Below are 21,866 nucleotides of genomic sequence, written 5' to 3'. Positions count from 1 at the left end.
TCTGTCAGGTCATACTTTGCCCCACCAAGGATGGAGGGGACAAATGGGATTTCTGGCAGTTTTGGTGGCGACAGTGGCGAGTTTCGCTTTTGGGGCGTTCTATTACGGAGCGCTTTCGAAACCGTGGATGGAGGCGTCGGGCGTGCCATTGGGCGAGGATGGCAAGCCGCTGAACGCCAGCAACCCGACGCCTTACATCGTGTCGTTCATCTGCATCCTGCTGGTGGCGGGCATGATGCGGCACAGTTTTGCGCTGTCGGGGATCGACACGGCGGGCAAAGGGTTGGTGTCCGGGCTGGGCATCGGTCTGTTTTTCATCGCGCCATGGATTTTCCTGAACACCGGCTATTCGAACCGCCCGTGGAAACTGGCCATCATCGACAGCGGATATGCGGTGGCCACCGGGGCGATCTGCGGCACGATCCTGAAGCTGTTTTGATAAAAAAAAGAGGGTCCGGACATAGGTCGGACCCTCTTTTCACCCCGCGTGCTCCTAAGCCACCACACGCAACTGAATCTCTAGGTCCGGACCATTCTGGCCGTGTATTGGGTCTAACCGAAAAAGCCTAATTCAAGCAAATGAATTGACCTGAAAAATCGAGTCAAAAAAACTGAAAGATGAGGGAACAAAACGCAGAACGCCCGCCGGACCGGCAGGCGTTCGTGGTCTATTCCTGACCTTAATCAGCCGTAAACGGCCTCTTTCTTGAAATGCTTGGTCAGCATGTAATAGACAACCGCGCGGTACTTGTTCCGCTCGGATTTGCCATATGTATCAAGAACCGCGTCAATGGCCGAGTCGAGTTCGGGGCCGTCTTTCAGGCCAAGCTTCTTGATCAGAAAGTTGTTTTTGACGGTTTCAATCTCAGCGGGCTGGCTTGCGGCAACGGTCGAGGCGTCTGCATTGTAAATCGCTGGGCCGCATCCGATGGTGACCTTTGTCAGCAGATCCATATCTGGCGTCATGCCGCATTTATTCTTCAGGTCATCAGCATACTTTGCGATTAAATCGTCTCTTTTACCCATTGGATTTGTCCCCAGTCATTGTTTTTGCAGGATTGCACGACGCCTTGGAGTGGCGGCGATGGCCGCACGTTAAAGGGACAGATCACAATTCGTAAAGAAAAAACCGGATAAGCGGCAATGATCCGCCTTGCAACGGTCCGGGATGAACCGAGGATGAACGGATGACCGTAAAGCACGCATCCGTGAATGATCCAGTCCGTGAAGCACGCCGTAAACCGTAGGTCACCACAATAAAGGAAATGGTAATGACTATGAACAAATACTTGCTGGCTGCTCTGATCGCGACCGCACCCATCGCGGCAACGGCGCAAAGCTGGGATGGCGGCTATGTCGGTGTGCAGCTTGGTTCTGCCGATATTGATGTCGATGGCGCCGCAGAGTTGGAAGGCGACGGCACATCGGTTGGTATCTTTGCGGGCTTCAACGTGTCCAATGGTGGCCTCGTCTATGGGGCAGAGATTGATTATGACACCACCGACTACGAAATCGCCGATGGTGCGCAGGAGGTTGATTCAACCACACGTCTGAAAGGCCGCATCGGCACCGAACTGGGCGGTGGTCTGGCTTATGGCGTTGCCGGTTTTGTTGCGGCGACATCCCCGGGTCTGGGCGACGACAATGGCTATCTATTCGGCCTCGGGTATGACTTCCCCGTGTCCGAAAACATCTTCGTTGGTGCAGAACTGCTGCAGCACCAGTTCGAAGATTATAACGACAGCGATCTTGATGTGGGTGTCACCACGATCAAGGCGCGCGTGGGCTTTAACTTCTAGAGTTACTGCCGCATTCCCTGATGGCGCGGGCCGGATATCCCGCGCCATCACCTGGTTACCGGCACAACCCCCAACCCGTCGATTGCAGGTGAAAATGATCGGCATGCAGCCGGTTGTAATCAGGCGACAGCGTCAGATTAAACCAGTCGCAGGCCCCGTCACGGGCGGCGCGCAGAAATGCGGCTTCGGCACTGTCCCCATCCCATCCCGATAACAGACGCACGGACCGCCCATCGGCAAACCGGAATCCCGCGATGTCGATGGCGTCTGCGGTGGCATGTGTGCTCATCCGCGATGACGGGCCTGCACCCGTCCGCATGGCCCGGCAGCTATAGCTGCCGAAATGGTCGATCCCGGTCAGGTCGGTGCCCAGCAAGTTCCGCGCGGCGGGTTGCAGGCTGTGCCGTTCCCACATCGCCATGCGCAGGGCGATAGCGCAGCGGGTTTCGACGCCGGCAAGGCGGGCCTGACCGACACCGCGCAGATCAATGCGGTCGCGGATATGGCATTGGCTGGTCGCCTCAAGGTCAGCCATAGATTGCAGGGCTGCGTGCCCATCGAGTGCTGCCAGGCAGGCCGCGCCAACGGCCGCCGTGCGGTTCAGCTTCCACCCCGTCAGGGGTGTCACCGGATCACTGATGCGCAAGGGTTTGGTCGGGTTCCACGCCTCTGGCAGTGGTGTGTCGGGATGCATCAACGCCTGCCAGCCGCCAAACCCCATGAGCCCCAGAAAAACCAAAGTGACCGCCCCCCGCAAAAGGGGACGGCCACGGGATTTGCGATCTTCGTCTTTCTTTGCGGCGTCCTGCGCCATTGCCTGACGTTTGGCGTGCCGCATCGCCGATCAGTAGCGGTAGTGTTCGGGCTTGAACGGCCCGTCGACAGTGACACCGATATAATCGGCCTGCTCTTTCTTTAGTTCGGTCAGCTTCACGCCGATCCGCTTCAGGTGCAGGCGCGCGACCTTTTCGTCCAGATGCTTGGGCAGGATGTAGACCTGGTTTTCGTATTCACCGCCATTGTTCCACAACTCCATCTGCGCCAGGACCTGATTGGTGAAAGACGCTGACATGACAAATGAAGGATGACCGGTCGCGTTGCCGAGATTCAGCAAACGGCCCTCGGACAGCAGGATCAGACGATTGCCGGACGGCATCTCGATCATGTCCACCTGTTCCTTGATGTTGGTCCATTTGTGGTTCTTCAGGGCGGCGACCTGTATTTCATTGTCGAAATGGCCGATATTGCCGACGATCGCCATATCCTTCATCTCGCGCATATGCTCGATCCGGATCACGTCCTTGTTGCCAGTGGTGGTGATGAAGATGTCAGCGCTCGCCAACTCATCTTCCAACAGCACAACCTCAAACCCGTCCATGGCGGCCTGCAATGCACAGATCGGGTCGACCTCGGTCACCTTCACGCGGGCACCGGCCCCGGCCAGCGACGCGGCAGACCCTTTGCCCACATCGCCGTAACCGCAAACCACGGCGACCTTGCCGGCCATCATCGTGTCGGTGGCGCGGCGGATCCCGTCAACCAGCGATTCCTTGCAGCCATATTTGTTGTCGAACTTGGACTTCGTCACGCTGTCATTGACGTTGATCGCGGGGAAAGGCAGTTGGCCTTTCTTGTGCAGGTCATAGAGGCGATGAACACCAGTCGTCGTTTCTTCTGACACGCCCTTGATCGCATCGCGGGTTTTGGTGAACCAGCCGGGGCTTGCGGCCATCCGTTTCTTGATCTGGGCCTGAATGACCTCTTCCTCTTCCGAGGTTGGCACGCCAAATTCCTCACCTGCCTCGATACGGGCACCCAGCAGAACGTAAAGGGTCGCGTCACCGCCATCATCCAGGATCATGTTGGCGCCTTCAGGGAACAGGAAGGATTTATCAAGGTAATCCCAGTGTTCTTCCAGTGTCTGACCCTTGATCGCAAAGACCGGCGTGCCGCCTGCCGCAATCGCTGCCGCCGCGTGGTCCTGCGTGGAAAAGATGTTGCAAGAGGCCCACCGCACATCCGCGCCAAGGGCCACCAGTGTTTCAATCAGAACGGCCGTCTGGATCGTCATATGCAGCGAGCCGACAATGCGCGCGCCCTTCAACGGTTTCTTCTCACCATATTCCTCGCGCAGCGCCATCAGGCCGGGCATTTCGGTTTCAGCGATATCAAGCTCTTTGCGGCCAAAAGCGGCAAGGTTGATGTCTTTGACGATATAGTCTTGCGACATGTTTCATTCTCCTGAGTGGGTCGGCGCTGCCATAGCATCGCGCCCCGCTTGCTACAATCCGATGCCTCGTATTAATTGGAATGTTCTAGATAGTCTTAAGGCGGTCCGACAATGAAACAACCACGCGCGTGGCAACGCATGCTTTCGGGGCGCCGGTTGGACCTGCTGGACCCGACCCCGGTGGATATTGAGATTGCGGATATCGCCCATGGCCTTGCCTTTGTCGCCCGCTGGAACGGGCAGACCAAGGGTGATTTTGCCTATTCCGTCGCCGAACATTCCCTGCTGGTGGTCGATATCTTTCGTCGTCAGCAACCGAACGCGCCGGTCAAATGGCAGTTGGCCGCCCTGCTGCACGACGCGCCCGAATACGTGATCGGTGACATGATCAGCCCGGTCAAGGCCGCGGTCGGCCCCGGTTATGGCGCGCTGGATGATCGGCTGACGGCGGCGATCCATCTGCGCTTTGGCTTGCCTGCCCAGATCCCCGCAACGGTGAAACGCCAGATCAAGCGGGCCGACAAATTGTCGGCCTGGTTGGAGGCCGTGCAGATCGCCGGGTTCACCCGCGCCGAGGCGGATAAATTCTTTGGCAAACAGGACCCCGCCCTGACTGAAAGCCTGACCATTCGCCTGCGCGCCCCGACCGAGGTGCGGGACGATTTCACGAAACTGCACCAGACCCTGATGGAGGCCTTATGATCATTCGCGATGCAACTGCCGCCGATGCTGCCCAAATGACCGATCTCCTGAATGAGATCATCGCGATGGGTGGCCCGACGGCGTATCAAACCCCCTTTGATACCGACCGTATGCTGCACCACTGTATCGCTCGGTCCGGCCTTGTTTCGTCTCAGGTTGCTGAACTGGATGGGGCCGTGCTTGGCTTTCAGTACCTGGCCTGGGCCGACGATCCAGACGATCCAATGCCAGAAGGTTGGGCCATCATTGCCAGCTTTGTTGCGTCGTCTGCGGCGGGCAAGGGTGTGGGACAACACCTGTTTGCGGCCACAAAAGCGGTGGCCATCAAGGCAGGTGTCAAAACCATCGACGCCACGATCCGCGCCGACAACGTGCCCGGTCTGCGTTATTACAGCGGGCTGGGGTTTGTGGATTACGACCGCCTTGTTGCGATCCCGCTGCGCGACGGCACTGTCGTAGACCGGGTGCGCAAGCGCTACGATCTATGATCGGGCACGCCTTCACCCTCAAACAGTTGGAGGCGCTGGTCTGGGTCGCCGACCTTGGCAGTTTCCGCAAAGCCGCCGCACATCTGAACACGACCCAGCCGAATATTTCATCCCGCATCGCGGGGTTGGAGGAAACGCTGGGCGTTGTCCTGATGCAGCGCGATGCAGGGGCTGTCCGTCTGACCGACAAAGGGCGCGAGATACTGGCAGCCGCGCGCGAAACACTGCGTCAGGCCGAACAACTGGTCACGGTTGTCGACCGCCCTGACCTGATCGCCGACCGGTTGCGGCTGGGCGTGACCGAACTGGTCGCCTGCACATGGCTGCACGCCTATCTGCGCGCCCTGAAATCGGCCTATCCCGGCGTCACTGTCGAACTTACGGTCGATCTGTCGCGCAATCTGGACAAGGAACTCAGCGGTCGCGCGCTGGACCTGACCGTGCAGACGGCGCCCTTTGCGTCGCCCGCCAGCGGGGTCGTCGAACTGGGTGATTTTCCCTATGTCTGGGTTGGCACCAAGGCAATCCTGTCGGGATTGCCGGATTGCCCTGTGGTCGCGGATCTGTTGCCGCACAGCGTCCTGACCCATGCCCGGCACACGCAGGCTTATCAGGAATTGACCGACCATGCTGCCGCCAACGGCCTGTCAATGGCGCGCATCGCGCCCTCAAACAGCATGGCGTCCTGTGTTCAGATGGCGCAGGACGATATGGGTGTGGCCTTGTTGCCGCTGGCATTGGTGGAAAACGAGATCGCGGAAGGATCGTTGCAGGTGGCGGATGTCGATTGGCACCCATCACCGCTGCGGTTCGCCGCACGCTATCAGGCGGAACGGGTCGCGCCATATGTGGCGCGTTGCGCGGCACTGGCGATTGATGCGCTGGCGGATTATCAGAAGGCCAGAGGATAAAAATAAGCGATCACTCTGATCAATAATAATAATTTGCAGCTATCTGTCGGACCGGTCAAAACTGGACCGAGTGAAAGGGGATGATCGGACATGACAGCGAATGCGGTGCGGCTTGGCGTAGATATCGGGGGGACCTTTACCGATGTCGTGCTGGAAACCGGTGCAGCGTCGTTTTCGACCAAGGTGCTGACGACCTATGCAGCCCCCGAAAACGCCATCATCGACGGGATGCATCAGGTTTGTGGCAAGGCCGGGATCGGACCCGATCAGATCAGCCAGATCATTCACGGCACGACGCTGGCCACCAACGCCCTTATTGAACGGCGCGGGGCGAAGACGGCGCTGATCACGACCGAAGGCTTTCGTGACGTGATCGAAATGCGCACCGAAAGCCGATTTGAGCAATATGACCTGAACCTTGAGCTGCCCGAACCGCTGCTGCCGCGCCAGATGCGTTACACTGTGCCAGGCCGCATTGATGCGACGGGTGCAGAACTGGTGCCGCTGTCCCGCGCCGCTGTCGAGGCGGTGGTCGATCAGATCGCTGTGGCGGGGTATGAAAGCGTCGCGGTTGGTCTGATCCATTCCTATCTGAACGACGCCCATGAACGGCTGGTGCGCGATGTGCTGGCCGACAGGATGCCGGACGCGATGGTGTCGATCTCCTGCGAAGTGTCCCCACAGATGCGCGAATACGAACGGTTCAATACCACCGTCGCCAACGCCTATATCAAGCCGCTGATGAAATCCTATCTGGGGCGGCTGGCGGGGCGGTTGCGCGATGAAGGGGCCGCTTGCAATATCTTTCTGATGCATTCCGGTGGCGGGATCATCTCCATCGAAAGTGCGGCGGAATTTCCTGTGCGGCTGGTTGAATCCGGCCCTGCAGGTGGTGCCGTTTTCGCGGCCCATATTGCCGCCCGCTATGGGCTGGACAAGGTGCTGTCCTTCGATATGGGCGGCACCACCGCCAAAATCTGCCTGATCAAGAACCAGACGCCCAAGACATCCCGCGTGTTCGAGGTTGCGCGCACCTATCGCTTCAAGAAAGGGTCGGGCATGCCGATTTCGATCCCGGTGATCGACATGGTTGAAATCGGGGCCGGTGGCGGCTCGCTCGCCCATGTGGATGCGATGCGCCAGATACGGGTGGGGCCGGAAAGTGCGGGGTCCGAACCCGGGCCTGCCTGCTATGGGCGCGGAGGCGACAGGCCCGCTGTGACGGACGCCGATCTGGTGCTGGGCAAGCTGGACCCGGATAATTTTGCGGGCGGCAGTATTACCCTATCAGAGGGTATTTCTGAGGCTGCACTGACCACGCATCTGGGGGACATTCTGGACATGGACGCCGCCACATCCGCCTTTGGACTGGCCGAGGTCGTGGATGAAAACATGGCCAACGCCGCCCGCGTCCACGCGGTCGAAAACGGCGAAGACCTGTCGGATTACACCATGATCGCCTTTGGCGGCGCAGCGCCGCTGCATGCCGGGCGGTTGTGCGAGAAACTTGGCGTTGATCGTCTGCTGGTGCCGCCCGGTGCCGGGGTCGGCTCTGCCATTGGTTTTCTGCGCGCGCCCTTCAGTTTTGAGGCGAACAGGTCCGTCTATATGCGTCTGTCGGATTTTGATGGTGAGCAGATCAAGACCCTTCTGACCGACCTGCAATCCGAAGCAACAGGGTTCGTGCGCAATTGCGATGCAAAGGCTGATATCCTGAGCGAATTCAAGGTCTACATGCGCTATACCGGCCAGGGTTGGGAAATCCCTATCACCCTGACCGAAGCGCAGGCAATGAACCCCGACGCGGCCACATTCCAGCGGTTGTTCGAGGAAGAATATACCAAGCTTTTCAGCCGCACCGTCGCTGGCCTCGATATCGAAATCACCGTCTGGGCTGTCAACGCGACCACGCCGCCCGAGGCGGTCGCGCCCATCGCGGTGAGCCGAACCACGGGCAGCGCGCCGGTCACCAGCCACCGCCAAATCTTTGACCCTGCGCTGGGCCTCTACCAAAACGCTGCAATCATCCAGCGCGATGCTATGGAGGCCGGGGCCACGGCCGAAGGCCCTGCCGCTATCACCGAGGATGAGACGACGATCATCATCCCGATCTCGCGCCGTGCCATCCGCCAGCCGGATGGCTGTATCGACATCACTGTGAAAGGCTGAACCGATGACCCATTCCGATGTCGCCTATCAGGTCATGTGGAACCGGCTGATCTCGGTGGTCGAAGAACAGGCGCAGGCGCTGGTGCGCACCGCCTTTTCCACCTCAGTGCGCGAGGCTGGGGATCTGTCCGCCGGGGTTTACGACACCCATGGCCGCATGCTGGCCCAGGCGGTCACTGGCACCCCCGGCCATGTGAATGCCATGGCCGATGCCGTTTCCCATTTCATCCGGCGGATCGGGCGGCAGAATATCATGGCGGGCGATGTCTATATTACCAACGACCCTTGGGAAGGGACAGGCCACCTGCATGACATCACAATGGTCACCCCGTCCTTTCATAACGGACTACTCGTCGGCTTCTTTGCCTGTACCGCTCATGTGGTCGATATAGGCGGGCGCGGTTTTGGGGCGGATGCTGCGAGTGTCTATGAAGAGGGGCTTTATATCCCCATCATGAAATTCGCCGCCGGTGGCGAGGTCGATGAAACGCTGGTCCGGATCATCCGGGGCAATGTCCGCGAACCGGATCAGCTGATCGGCGACATCTACGCGCTGGCCACCAGCAACGATATTGGCCATCGGCGCCTGATTGATATGATGGAGGAGTTCGGGCTGGATGATCTGGACGGGATCGCCGGTTTCATCCTCGACAATTCGCGCCGCGCGACGCTGGAGCGGATCGCCGCCTTGCCGCGCGAGACGGCGACGGGCGAGATGACGGTGGACGGGTTCAGCGCGCCGATCACGCTGAAGGTCAAACTGACAATCGAGGCCGACAGGATTATCACCGATTTCGCCGGGACATCGGGTGTCGATAAGAAGGGCATCAACTGCCCGCTGGTCTATACAAAGGCCTATGCTTGCTATGCCCTGAAAGTGGCTATCGCGCCGGAAATCCCCAATAACGCCGCCAGCCTTGCGCCGTTTGAAGTTGTTGCACCCGAAAACACCATCGTACATGCGCTGCATCCTGCCCCGGTCGCACTGCGGCACATCGTCGGGCATTTCGTGCCGGATACGGTCTTTGACGCGCTCGACAAGATCCTGCCGGGTGTCGTACCCGCCGAAGGTGCCGGGTGCCTGTGCAATTTTCAGGTCAGCCTGCGCCCCCGCACCGATGCACCAGCCCCTACCAATGCACGCCGGGCTGAGGTGCTGACCTTCAATTCCGGCGGCTCCGGCGCGCGCCCGAAGCATGACGGGCTGAACGCCACGGCCTTCCCCTCTGGCGTCATGACCATGCCGGTTGAAGCGACCGAACATGCAGGCCCTGTCATCATCTGGCGCAAGGAACTCAGGCCTGACAGCGGTGGCGCTGGCAAACGGCGCGGCGGGCTGGGGCAATATATGGAGGTGGGCTCGCGGGAGGGCCATGAGTTCGACATGCAGGCGATGTTCGACCGGGTGCATCATCCGGCGCGGGGGCGGCGTGGCGGGCAACCCGGCGCGCCGACAACCATCGCGCAGGATGACGGGACCGCGATGCAAGGCAAGGGCAAACAGTTCGTCCCCCACGGTCGGCGCGTGCTGCTGGGGCTGCCCGGCGGGGCAGGCTACGGCAACCCGTCCGAACGGCCCAAAGACCTGATCAGGCGCGACCTTGCGCGTGGCTATATCTCGGCCCAGACTGCCGCCGATGATTACGGGCTCAGCGCGGATGAAATTGCCGCCGTGCAGGCTGCCGTTGCCAAGGAGGAGGCCATCTGATGCCAGCGCCGAAACACGATAGCTATGACGTGATCATCGTGGGTGGCGGGATCATGGGTGCATCCACGGCGTGGTTTCTGACAGAAAACCCCGATTTCGATGGGCGGGTTCTGGTGGTGGAACGGGACCCGACCTACCAATTCGCGTCGACCACCCACACCAACAGCTGCATGCGCCAACAATTCTCGGAAGAATTGAACGTACGGATCTCCCAATTCGCCGCCGATTTCGTGAAAAACTTGCGGACCTATATGGGAGGCGACGACCGGGTGCCGGAACTGTCCATCCGGTCCTTCGGCTATATGTATCTGGCCGATACCGAAGAGTTCGCCAATGTCCTGCGCGAGAATATCAAGGTGCAGCACGCCGCCGGGGCTGCCACCGAACTGATGACGGCAGACCAGATCAAGGCCACCTATCCGTTCTACAACGTTGATGACATCGTGCTCGGCTCGATCAATCGGGTCGACGAAGGGTATTGGGACGGCGGCGCCGTTTTTGACTGGTGGCGCCGCCAGTCCCGCGAACGAGGCATGGAATACATCCATAACGAAGTCATTGCGATGAACCGGAACGCTGCTGGCACCCGCGTGGAAAGCGTGATCCTGAAATCGGGCGAGGTTATTGCTTGCGGTCAGGTCGTCAACGCCTCCGGGCCGCGCGCAGTTGAAACCAGCCGGATGATCGGGGTCGAGATTCCGGTCGAGCCGCGCAAGCGCTACTCTTGGGTATTCTCGGCGGAAAAACCGCTTGATCAGGACCTGCCGCTAACGATCGACCCGTCTGGCGTGCATGTGCGCGAAAACGGCGGCGGCACCTATCAGGCGGGTGGGCATTCCGACATCGATCCGGCTGTGGCCTATGACGATTTTGCCATGGATCATAGCCTGTGGGAAAATCATGTCTGGCCGGTACTGGCGACGCGCATTCCACAGTTCGAGGCGATCAGGGTGCAATCCGAATGGGCGGGCCACTACGCCTACAATGTGTTCGACCACAACGCGATTGCAGGCCCACATCCGGAGGTCACCAATTTCTTCTTCCTCAACGGTTTTTCCGGTCACGGGCTGCAGCAATCCCCCGCCATGGGGCGCGGCACGGCCGAGATGCTGACCTATGGCGCATACCGCAGCCTTGATCTGCGGCCTTTCCATTTTGAACGGATCATGACCAACTCGCCCATTCTTGAAAGGGCCGTGATCTGATGGACAATCACTTCGAACAGGGGCTGAAGGCTGGTGAACGGCAACTGGGCCTCTGGATCAGCCTTTGCAGCCCCTTTGCCGCCGAAACGGTCGCCTATGCCGGGTTCGACTGGGCGCTGATCGACATGGAACATACGCCCAACGACTACATGACCGTATTGGGTCAGTTGCAGGCGTTCTCATCGACCAAGACCACCACCATCGTGCGGCCCGAATGGAACAATCCGGTCGTCGTCAAACGACTGATGGACCTCGGGGTGCAGGGGCTGCTTTTCCCGATGATCGGATCGGTGGCAGAGGCGGAACAGGCCGTCGCGGCCACACGCTATCCGCCCAACGGGATACGTGGCGTGTCCGGGGCGACGCGGGCCAACAGGTTTGGGCGGGTGCCGGATTATCTGGACCGGGTGGAGGCGGAAACGACCGTGCTGCTGCAGCTCGAAAGTGCGGCGGCCATTGCGCAGGCTGAAGACATCGCGGCGGTCGATGGCGTCAGCGGGATATTCTTTGGGCCTGCCGACATTGCCGCCGATATCGGGCTGTTGGGGCAGCCGTTGCATCCGGATGTCTGGGCGCTGATCAAACCTGCGGCCAAGCGGTTGATCGCAAAGGGTATTCCGGTGGGCACATTGGTCACTGACCCGGATTTCGCGACCGACCTGCTGAATAACGGTTTCAGCTTTGTGGCCTGCGGGATCGACACTGTTTTACTGGCCCGCGCGGCGGATACGCTGCTGGCCAAGATCAAGGGAGACATAACATGAAGAAAATCGTCCTCACAGGGGCCGCCGGGCGGCTGGGATCCTATCTGCGCGAGCCGCTGACGGCGATGTGCGATGAACTGGTGTCGACCGATATCGTGGATGATATCGGCACGCTTTATCCGGGTGAGACCTATGCGCAGGGTGATCTGGCCAGTATGGATGACATGGCGGCGATCATCCAAGGTGCTGAAATGGTTATACATTTCGGAGCCTTTGTGGATGAGGGGCCGTTTGAACAGTTGCTGGGGCCAAATTTCATCGGGTCTTATAATGTGTGGGAGGCGGCCTGTAAAACCGGGGCGCGGCGGGTGGTTTATGCCAGTTCGATTCACACCGTGGGCATGTATCCGAAGAATGAATGCATCGACACCGAAGTGCCCCACCGGCCCGACACATTCTATGGGCTGGCGAAGTGTTTTACCGAGGATCTGGGGCGCATGTATTGGGAGAAACGGGGGCTGGAATCGGTGCATCTGCGCATCCTGTCCTGCGCCCAGGTCAACAACGCCCGCGCGCTTGGTTCTTACTTGTCTTACAATGACTTAGTGCAGCTGGTGCAGCGGGCGGTAGACACGCCTGTGACCGGGTTTTCGGTGATCTACGGGGTGTCCAATAATGACCGGTGTCCGGTGGATAACAGCAAGGCCAGTTTCCTGGGGTACCGGCCGCAGGACAACGCGGAGGTGTATGCGGAAAAGGTGCTGGCGGAGACAGGCGCGCTGGACCCCCGGGACCCCGGCCATATGTGTCACGGGGGACCGTTTGCATCGGTCGATCTGGGGCAAAGCGGGCTGGCGGGGATGAACGTCGTGGATGACCGGAAAAAGACGTAAAACCGCTGTCGGATTTGCGTCGGACTTGCGTCGGCAAAGCGTCGGACCCCAACGGGCGGTTGGGTGAGGGTGCGTTAACGCTTTGGTCAGGTTTGGAGGGGTTGTGATGGGGTAAAGTCCAATCTACATTGTACCTAATCTTGGTACAGTGAGGTCAATCATGCCACGCAACACGTCCGTTTCCCTCGGGGATCACTTTATGGGTTTTATTGAAAGCCGCGTTGAGACCGGACGTTATAACTCTGCCAGCGATGTGGTGCGCGCGGGGCTGCGGTTGTTGGAAGAGCGCGAGGCCAAGCTGGAGCGGTTGCGGGCCTTGATCGACGAAGGCGATGCAAGCGGCATTGCGGATGACTTTGACTGGGACGAATTTCGTGCGCAGAAGCGTGCGGCTTATGAGGCCAAACAGAAAGTGGCTGAGTGAAGCGGCTTGCGTATGCCCGCGCCGCAATCAACGACATTGCTGATATTTGGGATTACACGGAAGAACACTGGGGCCATGCGCAGGCCGTTGCATATGACGCTAAACTGGAGGCGCAGGTACTGGGGATCGCAGCCGGTGAGGTAGCGTCGCGGTCAGCCGAAGAGGCTGGCCCGGGCCTGCGGCGCATATTGACCGGACGCCATGTGGTGTTCTTCCGCGAGGATGATGAGGCGGTAACGGTCGTAAGGGTGCTTCACCAGAGCATGGATGTGCAGCGACTGTAGCGGTGCGGCGGCAGAGAACCCCGCCTTACGGGTGTTTTGTGAGCCCGTAGGGTGTGCGGATTCCGCGCACCATGGTTGATGATGTGTGGTGCGCATAAACGCGAACTCTACGCTTGCTGCATCGGCGGATGGATGTTGGTGGCTTGTAGCAATACGATTCAGTTTACCCAGACGAAAGCACCGGAGTTCAAAGCATTGCCAGGGCGGGTTGATTGGATGGGATTTGAATGCTGTAATACTATCTTATTATTGTCCTTCAGTATTGGAGAAAACTCAGTTGCCAGCTCATAATCACAGACATGAATCTGTACATCAAGTGGTACGAGATCTTGTCTCAGGCGCGAAAACGGAATGGTTTTTCTTTCAATCCATAGACGCGTTCTCAAGACAGTTTCCAAGTGCTAAATTTAAATCGGACCGGGCCACCTGTGGTTCGTTCAGAATGAAAGGTAAAGGATTTGTCATATGGTTTTTCGAAGATAGTCAATACTCTGCTCTTGAAGTGACTAGGACTGCGCCACCCATTTCAAAGAAGGAATGGCTGCCGTTTATGTCGTTTCGAAAGATCGGCCCCGCACTCATAAACTCTCGTGAAGTAAACCAAGAGAACCTAAGTGCGACACTTCAAAACAACATCAATCGCTACTCCATGAGGTATTCCCTTGGTGGAATGCTGGTTGCCCACAGTCTCGCTGGCCCGACATCCACCGGAATCTATACTCCGGCTCTGTTGTTAAGCGAATTACAAGGCTTGGCATTGCAAAGTTATGAAGGGTCACGATGCAACTCGGGCTTTATCTTTTATTCTCAACCACAAGAACACTTTGAACAAATTGAAAAAGCTGGTTTTCAGGTTGAGCGTTTCGACGGGAACGTTCATTTGGAGCCGGGATTTTTCAGCAGTACTATTTCACATCGATACGTAGATGGTAGAAACTCATTTTATATCGTCGATAATCACCGACGGATATACGGAATTGCCACAGTCAAAAGACCAGGTGACTTTTCTTTGTATGATCGAGCAATGTTTCGACATGTGAATGGGATCCTAGATACCACAAATGGAAGAATGTTCTCCGCATTCGTAGGGAGAAACGCGGATGTAGTTATCTATTCCAAAGGTAAGGCCATGTATCGGTGGTCCAAGCTATCATGGAAGATTGTAGACATGGATATGATTTACGATATCCTGAAGTCAGAAACGTACTTGAGTGACGGCGAGACTGAAGCTCTTTTGTCGGCTCTCATGGTTTGTTCAGATTTAAGGTTTGGAACGTTAGTTCTTGTACTGTCGGGCAGTAATATCCCTAGTTTTATTGGAAAGATCGATAAGTCAGATTTGAGTACACACATTTTCAAAGTGAACGAACAACGAAAGATCAGCGACATAGTTTCGAGCGGCGCGGCCTTTGGTATTTTAACATCAGACGGCATGACAACAGTGTCTATGGACGGTGAAGTTGTTTCTAGCGGTGACATCTTAGATTTAGCCACCGACAAAACAATTCGCTACGAGGGTGGAGGCAGGACCCAAGCAGCACAAGTGGCATCTTACTTCGGGTTAGCAATAAAGGTGTCCGAAGACGGCCCGCTTTCACTATTCAAGAATGGAGAAAAGATTGCTGAGTTTGTGATCTAAACCACAACCTCCATCTCCACCTGCTCCCCAACCCCGAACACCCGTTTGTACCGGGCGATCTCGTCCTCTGGCCCCATGGCTTTGTTGGGGTTGTCGCTCAGTTTCACTGTCGGCTGCCCGTTGGCCGCGACCGCCTTGCAGACCAGTGAGAAGGGGGCGAGCGCGTCGCCGTCCACCAGCCCTTTGAAGTCGTTGGTCAGCATGGTCCCCCAGCCGAACGACACCCGCACCCTTCCTGCGAATTGCGTGTGCAGTTCGATGATCTTGTCTACGTCCAGCCCGTCGGAGAAGATGACCAGCTTTTCGCGCGGATCCTCGCCTTGCGCCTTCCACCAGGCGATGGCACGTTCCGCCCCCTCTGCCGGGTCCCCGCTGTCCACCCTGATCCCGGTCCAGCCGGCCAGCCATTCCGGCGCCCCGTCCAGAAACCCCTTGGTCCCGTAGGTGTCGGGCAGGATGATCCGCAGGTTGCCGTCATGTTCCTCGTGCCAGTCGGCGAGCACGTCATAGGGCGCCTGCCGCAGGGCTTCGTCCGTGTCCGCAAGGGCTGCGTAGACCATGGGCAGTTCGTGGGCGTTGGTTCCGATCGCCTCGATCTCGCGCATCATGGCGATCCGGCAGTTGGAGGTGCCGGTGAAGTTCCGCCCCAGCCCTTCCATCATCGCCTGCACGCACCAGTCCTGCCAGAGGTAGGAATGCCGCCGCCGTGTCCCGAAATCGGCGACGCGCAGGTCGCTGATCGGTTGCAGATGTTCGACCTTTTCCCAGAGTTTCGTCATGGCGCGTGCATAGAGCACCTGCAGTTCGAATTTCCCCATGTCCTTGAGCACCGCCCGGCTGCGCAGTTCCATGATCACCGCGAGGGCAGGGATTTCCCACAGCATGACCTCGGGCCAGGTCCCTTCGAAGGTCAGTTCAAACTGCCCGTCCTTTTTCTCAAGATGGTAGGGGGGCAGAGCCAGGTTTTCGAACCATTCCATGAAGGCGGGGGTGAACATCTGCCGTTTGCCGTAGAAGGTGTTGCCCCGCAGCCAGGTGGATTCCCCGCGCGTCAGCCGGAGCGAGCGGATATGGTCAAGCTGTTCGCGCAGTTCCCCCTCGTCCACCAGATCGGCGAGCCGGATCGTTTTGGTCCGGTTGATGAGGGAAAAGGTGACTTGCGTGTCCGGGTGGTTGCGGAACACCGACTGGCACATCAGCAGTTTGTAGAAATCGGTGTCGATGAGCGACCGGACGATCGGGTCGATCTTCCATTTGTGGTTCCAGACACGTGTGGCGATATCGACCATGATCAGTTCCCCCGGGCTTTCAGCGGTTAGAGCAAGGGATGGGGCGGCTGGCAAGGGTGTCCCATGATTGCGGTACGCCTTGCATCCTCAAAAAAATCCGCACCGGCGAGAATAGGATGGCGGCCTGCCGCGTAGACCTGTCGATCCCTGCATCAAAGGGACACACGCGCGGCGGGTCTTTGATGCCTGTCCATCATCCAACGAGAGGATACAGGAATGCATTTTTCAATGATCAGATTGACCGCCCTTGCCGGTCTGGCGTCGCTTGCCGCCTGCGGCGGGACAAGCGGACCGCAGCCGGATGTCAGCACAGATCAGGTCATCACAACGACCATCGGCACAACCACCGGCATCACCGATGCCTTTGCGCAGACGAACGCGCTGGGTGTGGTCGAGGGAACAACCAACCGCACGGTCCATGCGTTTTCAGCCGGGACCGCCGCGCGCAATTTCGGGCAATTACCCGGCACGCAAGAGGTGGTCGGTCTTGCGGTATTCGGACCATCGACCGAGTCGATTGTCGGTGACATCCCGACCGCCGGTACTGTGAATTATCGGGGCGGGGTATTTCTTGATCATGTGACCGGGATCGGTATTGACGATAATGGCGTCTTTTCGGCGGGCCAGGTCGATGAGGTGAGCGGGTCACTGTCGGTGGATGTCGATTTTGACAATCTGGATTTTGTCGGCACCGGGACCGATGGCGACAGCGGTGCGCCTATCTTTGCCATGCAGGGGGTGTTGTCATCCGATGGTGCCATGTCGGGCAGTGCGACCTTTGCCGGGATCGATGCTGAACTACAGGGGCAGGTCTTTGGCAACAGCAGAAGCAGTTTCAATTCGGGGATCGTTGGTGCTTTTGCCGGCAGCACCACCGACGAACTGGTGATCGGGAATTTCTCCGGGCTTGATCGCGAGCCTTAGTGAGGGGCTGCGATACCCGTGACCTGCACCCCTGACCGGGGTGCAGGTTTTTGACACGCGGACGTGCCTATTGCGCCCGCACGTAGCGTTCCATGACCAGCCGGACGAGGCCCTGGCCGCCGTCATACTGGCGCACACCAACGATATAAGTGTTCCCCCGTTCGACCTTTGCCGTCACCAGACTGTCCAGCCCATTGCCGTAATCATCGTTCTGGCCAACCTCGCGGCCCAGATCGTCATAGACCACCAGCCACGGGTCGCTGTCGCCTGCCGCGATGGCCTCGACCAGAACCAGACCGGGTTCTTCCACATTGAACGAGAACCAGGTCACGTCGGTGCTGGCCTGCACGTCCTGCCGCGCCCGGGTTTCCAGAAGGCCCAGATCGGTGACAGGGATGCTGCCATCCAGTGGGGGTGCGGCCTCACCCCGGTTGTAAAGCGCCAGTGCGGCGGCTTCGGGGTCAAACGCCGTCAGGCTGACGGTGATTGGGGCGCTGTCATCCGACAGGGATTCCAGCGCAATACAATAGGTGCCGGGCGACAGCGGATCCGACATATCCAGTCGCGAATTCAGCCCATCATAATCGTCATTCTCATCCAGATATTCCTCACCCGGGCCAAAAAGGGTCAGCACCGGGTCGGCATCTTCATTTTCGGCTGTGATGCTGACAGCGGTCGGGGCGTCCAGCGTAAAGCTCCAGTAAGGCGTTTCGCTGGAGGACGCGGTGACCACGGACCCGATCCCACCCATCGGCACGGCCTCGTCACAGCTACCGCTTGCGCCACCTCCCGTGGTTTCGATGATGCCGTCGGTCAGCGGCTCCTGATCCATCCGCCCGATACGGACAAAGGCGGTCATCGGTCCGCCATCATAGCTCCGAACCGACATGCAATAGGTGCCCGCATCCAGATAGGTTTCCGCACGCGATGCCGCGTTGCCACCGGAATCGTCATCCGACAGGATCACCCCGCCGGTGCTGTCCAACAGGTCAATGATCGGGTCGCCAGCACCGCGCCCTGCGGCCTCGACCCGCACATCGGCCCCTTCGCTGAGCGAGAAGAGAGAGACATATTCATTGCCCCCCAGCACCAGCGCCATCTGCTCCTGGTAACTGCCCGCAGTGGCGATGTCCGAGGCGGCCTCATCACCGCCGATCCATTGGCCACCCGCACCAGAGCCGCCACACAGGTCATCCTGGGCAAGGGCGGGTGCGGCAAGGCCAAGCATGGCAACGGCCAGAGCGGCTGATCTTGTTTTTGGGAATGGCATTCAAAATTGTCCTTTGTCAGTCTTGTTCTGATTGCGGGCATGCTATGCAATCAGGCGGCACCTTGACCAGACTTAACCGGTCCCGGCATCAGAATTCTCTGGCTTTGTGTCGACCGATGCGTCTGAGCGACTTGGGATAGTGTGCCGAACCCTATCAATGCGCGCATATTTCAAATCTGCATTGACTTGGAGTTACTCTAATCCGCTATCGAGGGACCAAAGGAGCAAAGCCAGCATGAGAATTGCAGAGGCTGCCGACGCTTGCGGGCTGTCGGCACATACAATCCGGTTCTACGAGAAATCAGGCATGTTGCCGGACATCGAACGTGGGCAAGACGGGCACCGTCGCTTCGGGCCGCGTGATATCGAGTGGCTGACACTCCTTTATTGGCTGCGCGAGACCGGAATGCCTTTAAGGCTGATGCGGCGTTTTACAACACTCGCAAAGTCGGGCGACGCCGGGATCGCCGAACGTCGGAAAATCCTTTCAGACCACGCCAATGCATTGAAAGCCAAACGTGCGGTCCTGGAGAAATGCGAAAGCATCCTCGCCATCAAAATCGCCAGCTATGGTCTTGGCGAAGAAGGGGAGGGGAGGTGAAATTCGGGTATCTGATCGAACCGCCCTTCAACTATGTGGATGCAAATGGTCACGTCACAGGGCCCGACGTTGAATTGGCGCGTCATGTTTGCCGCGAACTCGGGGTTTCGGCGTTCGAACCGGTCGAGACCGAGTTTGCTGAGCTGCTTCCCGGTCTCAACAGGGGTCTTTGGCGTATGACCACGGGCCTGTTCAGCACGCATGAACGCCAACGAACTGCGCAATTCAGCCGTCCGATCTGGGCGCTGCCAGACGGGCTGCTTGTGCAGGCAGGCAATCCGCTGAAACTTAGCGGCTACCGTTCAATCGCCGCGCATTTGACAGCTCGACTGGCTGTCATACGTGATCAAATTCAACACCGGTCCGCCGTCGCTGGTGGCGTTCCGGAAAGCCGCATTGTTGTCTTCGATACCTACACGCAAGCCGCCCGCACAGTGCGTGACGGTATTACGGACGCCTACGCAAGTGTCGGCAGGGCGCATGGCGGCTTCATCAATCAAAACCCTGATTGGGCTGTCGAGATGGTGTTGGTTGACCCTGACGAAAAGCCACCTGCATTCGGCTCTTTCGCGTTCTCATTGGGCGACACCGCGCTGTTGCGGGACATAAACGCCGTTCTTGGTGATTTCCTCGGAACAGATACACACCGGCAGATGGTTGCAGAATTTGGCTTCTCAGACGCAGAGGTGGATTTGGTCTGCCGCCCGATGCCTTAAGGCGAATATCAGAAATGGCGTGGGCCATGGCGGTATCGTCAGTTCATGCCATTCTCGCCCAAAGAAAAAGGGCCGCGCCACCGGCACGACCCTTTTCATTTTTCTGCTGCTGGCAGGTTCAGCCCTGACGGGCTTTGAACCGGCCTTGCGTCTTGTTGATCACATAGACGCGGCCCTTGCGGCGCACGACGCGGCAATCGCGATGGCGCTGCTTGAGCGAGCGGAGGGAGTTGCGTACCTTCATGGTCCGTTCCTTCATGTCGCGGCGCGCGGATTGCGCCTTGGGTTACAGTTCGGCCCGAAAGGGCCAGCGAATATCATGGTGGACGATACTGGGATCGAACCAGTGACCCCTTCGATGTCAACGAAGTGCTCTACCGCTGAGCTAATCATCCATGTCCAATGTGTCAGCCCCGCCCTATAACGAAATAGGACGCGGGGCACCCCACGTCAGTCGCTCGGTCTATAAAAGGAGTCGTCAGGGGGATCAAGGCCTTTTGGAAATTTCCGAAAACAGGCTATCTAGGGTGCAGAAGGAGCAGTCTTTGCTGAAACAAGCCTATCATCTTGCCCGTCCAGCGTCACGCACCACCAGCGTCGTTTTCGCCTCACCGCATAGCGGGCGCGACTACCCTGCGTCATTTCTGCGCCAGATCGTCCTGGACGCCAGCGAGATCCGGTCGTCAGAGGATGCGTTTGTCGATCAGTTGTTCGAAAGCGCACCGGAATATGGCGCGCCCCTGCTGACCGCCTGCGCGCCGCGCGCCTATCTGGACCTGAACCGGGGGCCCGATGAACTGGACGCGGCCCTGATCGAAGGGGTGCGCCGGTCGGCCCATAATCCGCGCATCGCCAGCGGTCTGGGGGTGATCCCACGGGTCGTGGCCAATGGCCGCCAGATCTATCGCGGCAAGCTGACCCTGGCCGAGGCGCATCAGCGCATCGCGAAATGCTGGCGTCCCTATCATGACCAACTGCAAACCCTGCTGGACGAAAGCGCCAATCAGTTTGGCGAGGCGATCCTGATCGACTGCCATTCCATGCCGCATGAGGCGCTAGAAAATGTCGGCCCTCCCGGTGCTGCCCGCCCTGATATCGTGCTGGGGGACCGGTTCGGGGCGACGGCCGCCGCGTCAGTCGTGGAACGGATCGAGGCAGCCTTCGCCAGCGCGGGCCTGCGGGTTGCGCGCAACATGCCCTTCGCTGGGGCCTTCATCGCCCAACATTATGGCCGCCCCTCGCGCCAGCAACACGCCATCCAGATCGAGATTGACCGCGCGCTTTACATGAACGAACGCACGCTGGAGCCAAATGCGGATTTCGAACCATTCCGGGCGGTGCTGAACGGCGTCATCGCCGAACTGACCGAGATCGGGCGCGATGACACACAAAGGGTCGCAGCCGAATAATGCTCGAACTGCGCCCCAATTGCGAATGGTGCGACAAGGACCTGCCGCCCGACGCGACAGAGGCGCGCATCTGCAGCTATGAATGCACCTATTGCGCCCGTTGCGTCGAAACCGTCCTGCACAATGTCTGCCCCACCTGCGGCGGCGGCTTTGCCCCGCGCCCGATCCGGCCCAAAGGGGCGCATCGCGCTGGCCTGACCCTCGGGCTTGGGCACAACCCGGCCAGCAAAGAACGGGTCCACTCGCGCTGGACAGCAACACAGGTCGCAGAACTCGTCGAGCGGCTGAAAGGCACAAGCCCGCAACAGCGGTGAAACGCGGATATCCCCGGATCAATGGTGAAACCATGATAGACCACCGGCAAAGAAGGGAGAGCCACAAAGTAAATCTCAGTACCAAAGTCTCTTTTGCGGAGAGGCTGTGTGGAAACTATCTGAGTTTGGGAGGCTTCTGCGGTGTTGGGCGCTTGGATCGTATGTGGCCAGATCATCGACAGTGGCG

At 58.8% G+C, this 21,866-nt stretch carries 24 protein-coding genes and 1 tRNA gene; 18 read left to right on the top strand and 7 right to left on the bottom strand.

Translation table 11 applies throughout. The annotated features are described in order from the left end of the window. The first annotated feature begins 43 nt into the window (after positions 1 to 43). Positions 44 to 439 (top strand): DUF1761 domain-containing protein, encoded by a 396-nt coding sequence (locus tag ACFWW4_RS12765; RefSeq protein ID WP_411891206.1) that lies wholly within the window; start codon positions 44 to 46, stop codon positions 437 to 439. Between the two features lie 245 nt (positions 440 to 684). Here ACFWW4_RS12765 and ACFWW4_RS12760 read toward each other — a convergent pair whose 3' ends face one another. Continuing rightward, the gene (locus ACFWW4_RS12760; protein WP_393925753.1) at positions 685 to 1,026 is read right to left on the bottom strand and encodes a DUF2853 family protein; all 342 of its coding nucleotides are present in this window, start codon (positions 1,024 to 1,026) and stop codon (positions 685 to 687) included. 245 nt (positions 1,027 to 1,271) lie between these two features. Between ACFWW4_RS12760 and ACFWW4_RS12755 the strand changes: the two genes are divergently transcribed. After that, a complete protein-coding gene (locus ACFWW4_RS12755) occupies positions 1,272 to 1,799 on the top strand; it encodes an outer membrane protein (RefSeq protein ID WP_411891205.1) in 528 nt (175 codons plus the stop codon). 55 nt (positions 1,800 to 1,854) lie between these two features. On the opposite strand, the gene ACFWW4_RS12750 is transcribed toward ACFWW4_RS12755, so the two are convergent. Together ACFWW4_RS12750 and ahcY are read right to left on the bottom strand one after the other, a co-directional pair. Then, a complete protein-coding gene (locus tag ACFWW4_RS12750) occupies positions 1,855 to 2,637 on the bottom strand; it encodes an extensin family protein (RefSeq protein WP_411891204.1) in 783 nt (260 codons plus the stop codon). A gap of 6 nt (positions 2,638 to 2,643) precedes the next feature. Further along, positions 2,644 to 4,029 carry an adenosylhomocysteinase gene (gene ahcY / locus ACFWW4_RS12745; protein ID WP_393925759.1) on the bottom strand — a complete coding sequence of 462 codons (1,386 nt, stop codon included), beginning with the start codon at positions 4,027 to 4,029 and terminating at the stop codon, positions 2,644 to 2,646. A gap of 111 nt (positions 4,030 to 4,140) precedes the next feature. Between ahcY and ACFWW4_RS12740 the strand changes: the two genes are divergently transcribed. The 11 genes from ACFWW4_RS12740 to ACFWW4_RS12690 all read left to right on the top strand — a co-directional run bounded on the left by ACFWW4_RS12740 (position 4,141) and on the right by ACFWW4_RS12690 (position 15,156). After that, on the top strand, positions 4,141 to 4,731 hold the full coding sequence (locus ACFWW4_RS12740) for an HD domain-containing protein (protein WP_411891203.1): 591 nt from the start codon (positions 4,141 to 4,143) through the stop codon (positions 4,729 to 4,731). Then, the gene (locus tag ACFWW4_RS12735) at positions 4,728 to 5,219 is read left to right on the top strand and encodes an N-acetyltransferase family protein (RefSeq protein WP_411891202.1); all 492 of its coding nucleotides are present in this window, start codon (positions 4,728 to 4,730) and stop codon (positions 5,217 to 5,219) included. Before ACFWW4_RS12740 ends, ACFWW4_RS12735 begins: the two co-directional genes overlap by 4 nt. Then, positions 5,216 to 6,130, top strand: coding sequence for a LysR family transcriptional regulator (locus ACFWW4_RS12730; protein ID WP_411891201.1), 915 nt, complete (start codon positions 5,216 to 5,218; stop codon positions 6,128 to 6,130). Before ACFWW4_RS12735 ends, ACFWW4_RS12730 begins: the two co-directional genes overlap by 4 nt. Positions 6,131 to 6,220: 90 nt before the next feature. Next, positions 6,221 to 8,299 carry a hydantoinase/oxoprolinase family protein gene (locus ACFWW4_RS12725; protein WP_411891200.1) on the top strand — a complete coding sequence of 693 codons (2,079 nt, stop codon included), beginning with the start codon at positions 6,221 to 6,223 and terminating at the stop codon, positions 8,297 to 8,299. 4 nt (positions 8,300 to 8,303) lie between these two features. Next, entirely contained in the window at positions 8,304 to 10,007 is a 1,704-nt protein-coding gene (locus ACFWW4_RS12720; protein ID WP_411891199.1) for a hydantoinase B/oxoprolinase family protein, read from the top strand. After that, positions 10,007 to 11,212 carry an NAD(P)/FAD-dependent oxidoreductase gene (locus tag ACFWW4_RS12715; RefSeq protein WP_411891198.1) on the top strand — a complete coding sequence of 402 codons (1,206 nt, stop codon included), beginning with the start codon at positions 10,007 to 10,009 and terminating at the stop codon, positions 11,210 to 11,212. Before ACFWW4_RS12720 ends, ACFWW4_RS12715 begins: the two co-directional genes overlap by 1 nt. Continuing rightward, entirely contained in the window at positions 11,212 to 11,976 is a 765-nt protein-coding gene (locus ACFWW4_RS12710) for an HpcH/HpaI aldolase family protein (RefSeq protein WP_411891197.1), read from the top strand. Before ACFWW4_RS12715 ends, ACFWW4_RS12710 begins: the two co-directional genes overlap by 1 nt. Continuing rightward, positions 11,973 to 12,809, top strand: coding sequence for an NAD-dependent epimerase/dehydratase family protein (locus ACFWW4_RS12705; protein WP_411891196.1), 837 nt, complete (start codon positions 11,973 to 11,975; stop codon positions 12,807 to 12,809). The genes ACFWW4_RS12710 and ACFWW4_RS12705 overlap by 4 nt, the downstream gene beginning before the upstream one ends. Before the next feature lie 160 nt (positions 12,810 to 12,969). Then, on the top strand, positions 12,970 to 13,233 hold the full coding sequence (locus tag ACFWW4_RS12700) for a type II toxin-antitoxin system ParD family antitoxin (RefSeq protein ID WP_411891195.1): 264 nt from the start codon (positions 12,970 to 12,972) through the stop codon (positions 13,231 to 13,233). Next, entirely contained in the window at positions 13,230 to 13,517 is a 288-nt protein-coding gene (locus ACFWW4_RS12695; RefSeq protein WP_411891194.1) for a type II toxin-antitoxin system RelE/ParE family toxin, read from the top strand. Before ACFWW4_RS12700 ends, ACFWW4_RS12695 begins: the two co-directional genes overlap by 4 nt. A 442-nt stretch (positions 13,518 to 13,959) precedes the next feature. Beyond that, positions 13,960 to 15,156, top strand: a complete 1,197-nt coding sequence (locus ACFWW4_RS12690) for a hypothetical protein (RefSeq protein WP_411891193.1) — start codon at positions 13,960 to 13,962, stop codon at positions 15,154 to 15,156. On the opposite strand, the gene pncB is transcribed toward ACFWW4_RS12690, so the two are convergent. Beyond that, positions 15,153 to 16,445: a nicotinate phosphoribosyltransferase gene (gene pncB, locus ACFWW4_RS12685; protein WP_411891364.1), complete on the bottom strand. Its 1,293-nt coding sequence runs from the start codon at positions 16,443 to 16,445 to the stop codon at positions 15,153 to 15,155. The genes ACFWW4_RS12690 and pncB overlap by 4 nt on opposite strands. 228 nt (positions 16,446 to 16,673) lie before the next feature. Here pncB and ACFWW4_RS12680 point away from each other — a divergent pair, with 228 nt between their 5' ends. Then, complete coding sequence (locus tag ACFWW4_RS12680; RefSeq protein WP_411891192.1) at positions 16,674 to 17,369, top strand: hypothetical protein; 696 nt, start codon at positions 16,674 to 16,676, stop codon at positions 17,367 to 17,369. A 67-nt stretch (positions 17,370 to 17,436) separates the two neighbouring features. Here the strand turns inward: ACFWW4_RS12680 and ACFWW4_RS12675 are convergent, their stop codons facing one another. After that, positions 17,437 to 18,639 carry a PPC domain-containing protein gene (locus ACFWW4_RS12675; RefSeq protein ID WP_411891191.1) on the bottom strand — a complete coding sequence of 401 codons (1,203 nt, stop codon included), beginning with the start codon at positions 18,637 to 18,639 and terminating at the stop codon, positions 17,437 to 17,439. Positions 18,640 to 18,874: 235 nt separating this feature from the next. Here ACFWW4_RS12675 and ACFWW4_RS12670 point away from each other — a divergent pair, with 235 nt between their 5' ends. Continuing rightward, positions 18,875 to 19,240, top strand: coding sequence for a MerR family transcriptional regulator (locus ACFWW4_RS12670; RefSeq protein ID WP_411891190.1), 366 nt, complete (start codon positions 18,875 to 18,877; stop codon positions 19,238 to 19,240). Continuing rightward, positions 19,237 to 19,956 carry a transporter substrate-binding domain-containing protein gene (locus ACFWW4_RS12665; protein ID WP_411891189.1) on the top strand — a complete coding sequence of 240 codons (720 nt, stop codon included), beginning with the start codon at positions 19,237 to 19,239 and terminating at the stop codon, positions 19,954 to 19,956. The genes ACFWW4_RS12670 and ACFWW4_RS12665 overlap by 4 nt, the downstream gene beginning before the upstream one ends. 118 nt (positions 19,957 to 20,074) lie before the next feature. On the opposite strand, the gene ykgO is transcribed toward ACFWW4_RS12665, so the two are convergent. Next, a complete protein-coding gene (ykgO, locus tag ACFWW4_RS12660) occupies positions 20,075 to 20,200 on the bottom strand; it encodes a type B 50S ribosomal protein L36 (RefSeq protein WP_393925786.1) in 126 nt (41 codons plus the stop codon). Between the two features lie 76 nt (positions 20,201 to 20,276). After that, a tRNA-Val gene (locus tag ACFWW4_RS12655) sits at positions 20,277 to 20,351 on the bottom strand. A gap of 150 nt (positions 20,352 to 20,501) precedes the next feature. Here ACFWW4_RS12655 and ACFWW4_RS12650 point away from each other — a divergent pair. Continuing rightward, positions 20,502 to 21,365, top strand: coding sequence for an N-formylglutamate amidohydrolase (locus ACFWW4_RS12650; protein WP_411891188.1), 864 nt, complete (start codon positions 20,502 to 20,504; stop codon positions 21,363 to 21,365). After that, entirely contained in the window at positions 21,365 to 21,679 is a 315-nt protein-coding gene (locus tag ACFWW4_RS12645) for a DUF1272 domain-containing protein (protein WP_411891187.1), read from the top strand. Before ACFWW4_RS12650 ends, ACFWW4_RS12645 begins: the two co-directional genes overlap by 1 nt. Positions 21,680 to 21,866 lie beyond the last annotated feature (187 nt).

It is taken from the genome of Yoonia sp. SDW83-1, from assembly GCF_046762885.1.
Classification (GTDB): Bacteria; Pseudomonadota; Alphaproteobacteria; order Rhodobacterales; family Rhodobacteraceae; genus Yoonia.
Note: the sequence above shows the minus strand (reverse complement) of the source record. Positions and strands in the feature narration are given on the sequence as shown.

Excerpts from the sequence above, each read along its gene's own strand:
- ACFWW4_RS12755 (WP_411891205.1), top strand. The coding sequence starts at position 1,272 with ATGACTATGAACAAATACTTGCTGGCTGCTCTGATCGCGACCGCACCC.
- ACFWW4_RS12690 (WP_411891193.1), top strand. The coding sequence starts at position 13,960 with ATGAAAGGTAAAGGATTTGTCATATGGTTTTTCGAAGATAGTCAATAC.
- ahcY (WP_393925759.1), bottom strand. The coding sequence starts at position 4,029 with ATGTCGCAAGACTATATCGTCAAAGACATCAACCTTGCCGCTTTTGGC.
- ACFWW4_RS12750 (WP_411891204.1), bottom strand. The coding sequence starts at position 2,637 with ATGCGGCACGCCAAACGTCAGGCAATGGCGCAGGACGCCGCAAAGAAA.
- ACFWW4_RS12710 (WP_411891197.1), top strand. The coding sequence starts at position 11,212 with ATGGACAATCACTTCGAACAGGGGCTGAAGGCTGGTGAACGGCAACTG.
- ykgO (WP_393925786.1), bottom strand. The coding sequence starts at position 20,200 with ATGAAGGTACGCAACTCCCTCCGCTCGCTCAAGCAGCGCCATCGCGAT.
- ACFWW4_RS12705 (WP_411891196.1), top strand. The coding sequence starts at position 11,973 with ATGAAGAAAATCGTCCTCACAGGGGCCGCCGGGCGGCTGGGATCCTAT.
- ACFWW4_RS12730 (WP_411891201.1), top strand. The coding sequence starts at position 5,216 with ATGATCGGGCACGCCTTCACCCTCAAACAGTTGGAGGCGCTGGTCTGG.
- ACFWW4_RS12645 (WP_411891187.1), top strand. The coding sequence starts at position 21,365 with ATGCTCGAACTGCGCCCCAATTGCGAATGGTGCGACAAGGACCTGCCG.
- ACFWW4_RS12680 (WP_411891192.1), top strand. The coding sequence starts at position 16,674 with ATGATCAGATTGACCGCCCTTGCCGGTCTGGCGTCGCTTGCCGCCTGC.
- ACFWW4_RS12725 (WP_411891200.1), top strand. The coding sequence starts at position 6,221 with ATGACAGCGAATGCGGTGCGGCTTGGCGTAGATATCGGGGGGACCTTT.
- ACFWW4_RS12675 (WP_411891191.1), bottom strand. The coding sequence starts at position 18,639 with ATGCCATTCCCAAAAACAAGATCAGCCGCTCTGGCCGTTGCCATGCTT.
- ACFWW4_RS12715 (WP_411891198.1), top strand. The coding sequence starts at position 10,007 with ATGCCAGCGCCGAAACACGATAGCTATGACGTGATCATCGTGGGTGGC.
- ACFWW4_RS12720 (WP_411891199.1), top strand. The coding sequence starts at position 8,304 with ATGACCCATTCCGATGTCGCCTATCAGGTCATGTGGAACCGGCTGATC.
- ACFWW4_RS12735 (WP_411891202.1), top strand. The coding sequence starts at position 4,728 with ATGATCATTCGCGATGCAACTGCCGCCGATGCTGCCCAAATGACCGAT.
- ACFWW4_RS12700 (WP_411891195.1), top strand. The coding sequence starts at position 12,970 with ATGCCACGCAACACGTCCGTTTCCCTCGGGGATCACTTTATGGGTTTT.
- ACFWW4_RS12765 (WP_411891206.1), top strand. The coding sequence starts at position 44 with ATGGGATTTCTGGCAGTTTTGGTGGCGACAGTGGCGAGTTTCGCTTTT.
- ACFWW4_RS12670 (WP_411891190.1), top strand. The coding sequence starts at position 18,875 with ATGAGAATTGCAGAGGCTGCCGACGCTTGCGGGCTGTCGGCACATACA.
- ACFWW4_RS12760 (WP_393925753.1), bottom strand. The coding sequence starts at position 1,026 with ATGGGTAAAAGAGACGATTTAATCGCAAAGTATGCTGATGACCTGAAG.
- pncB (WP_411891364.1), bottom strand. The coding sequence starts at position 16,445 with ATGGTCGATATCGCCACACGTGTCTGGAACCACAAATGGAAGATCGAC.
- ACFWW4_RS12740 (WP_411891203.1), top strand. The coding sequence starts at position 4,141 with ATGAAACAACCACGCGCGTGGCAACGCATGCTTTCGGGGCGCCGGTTG.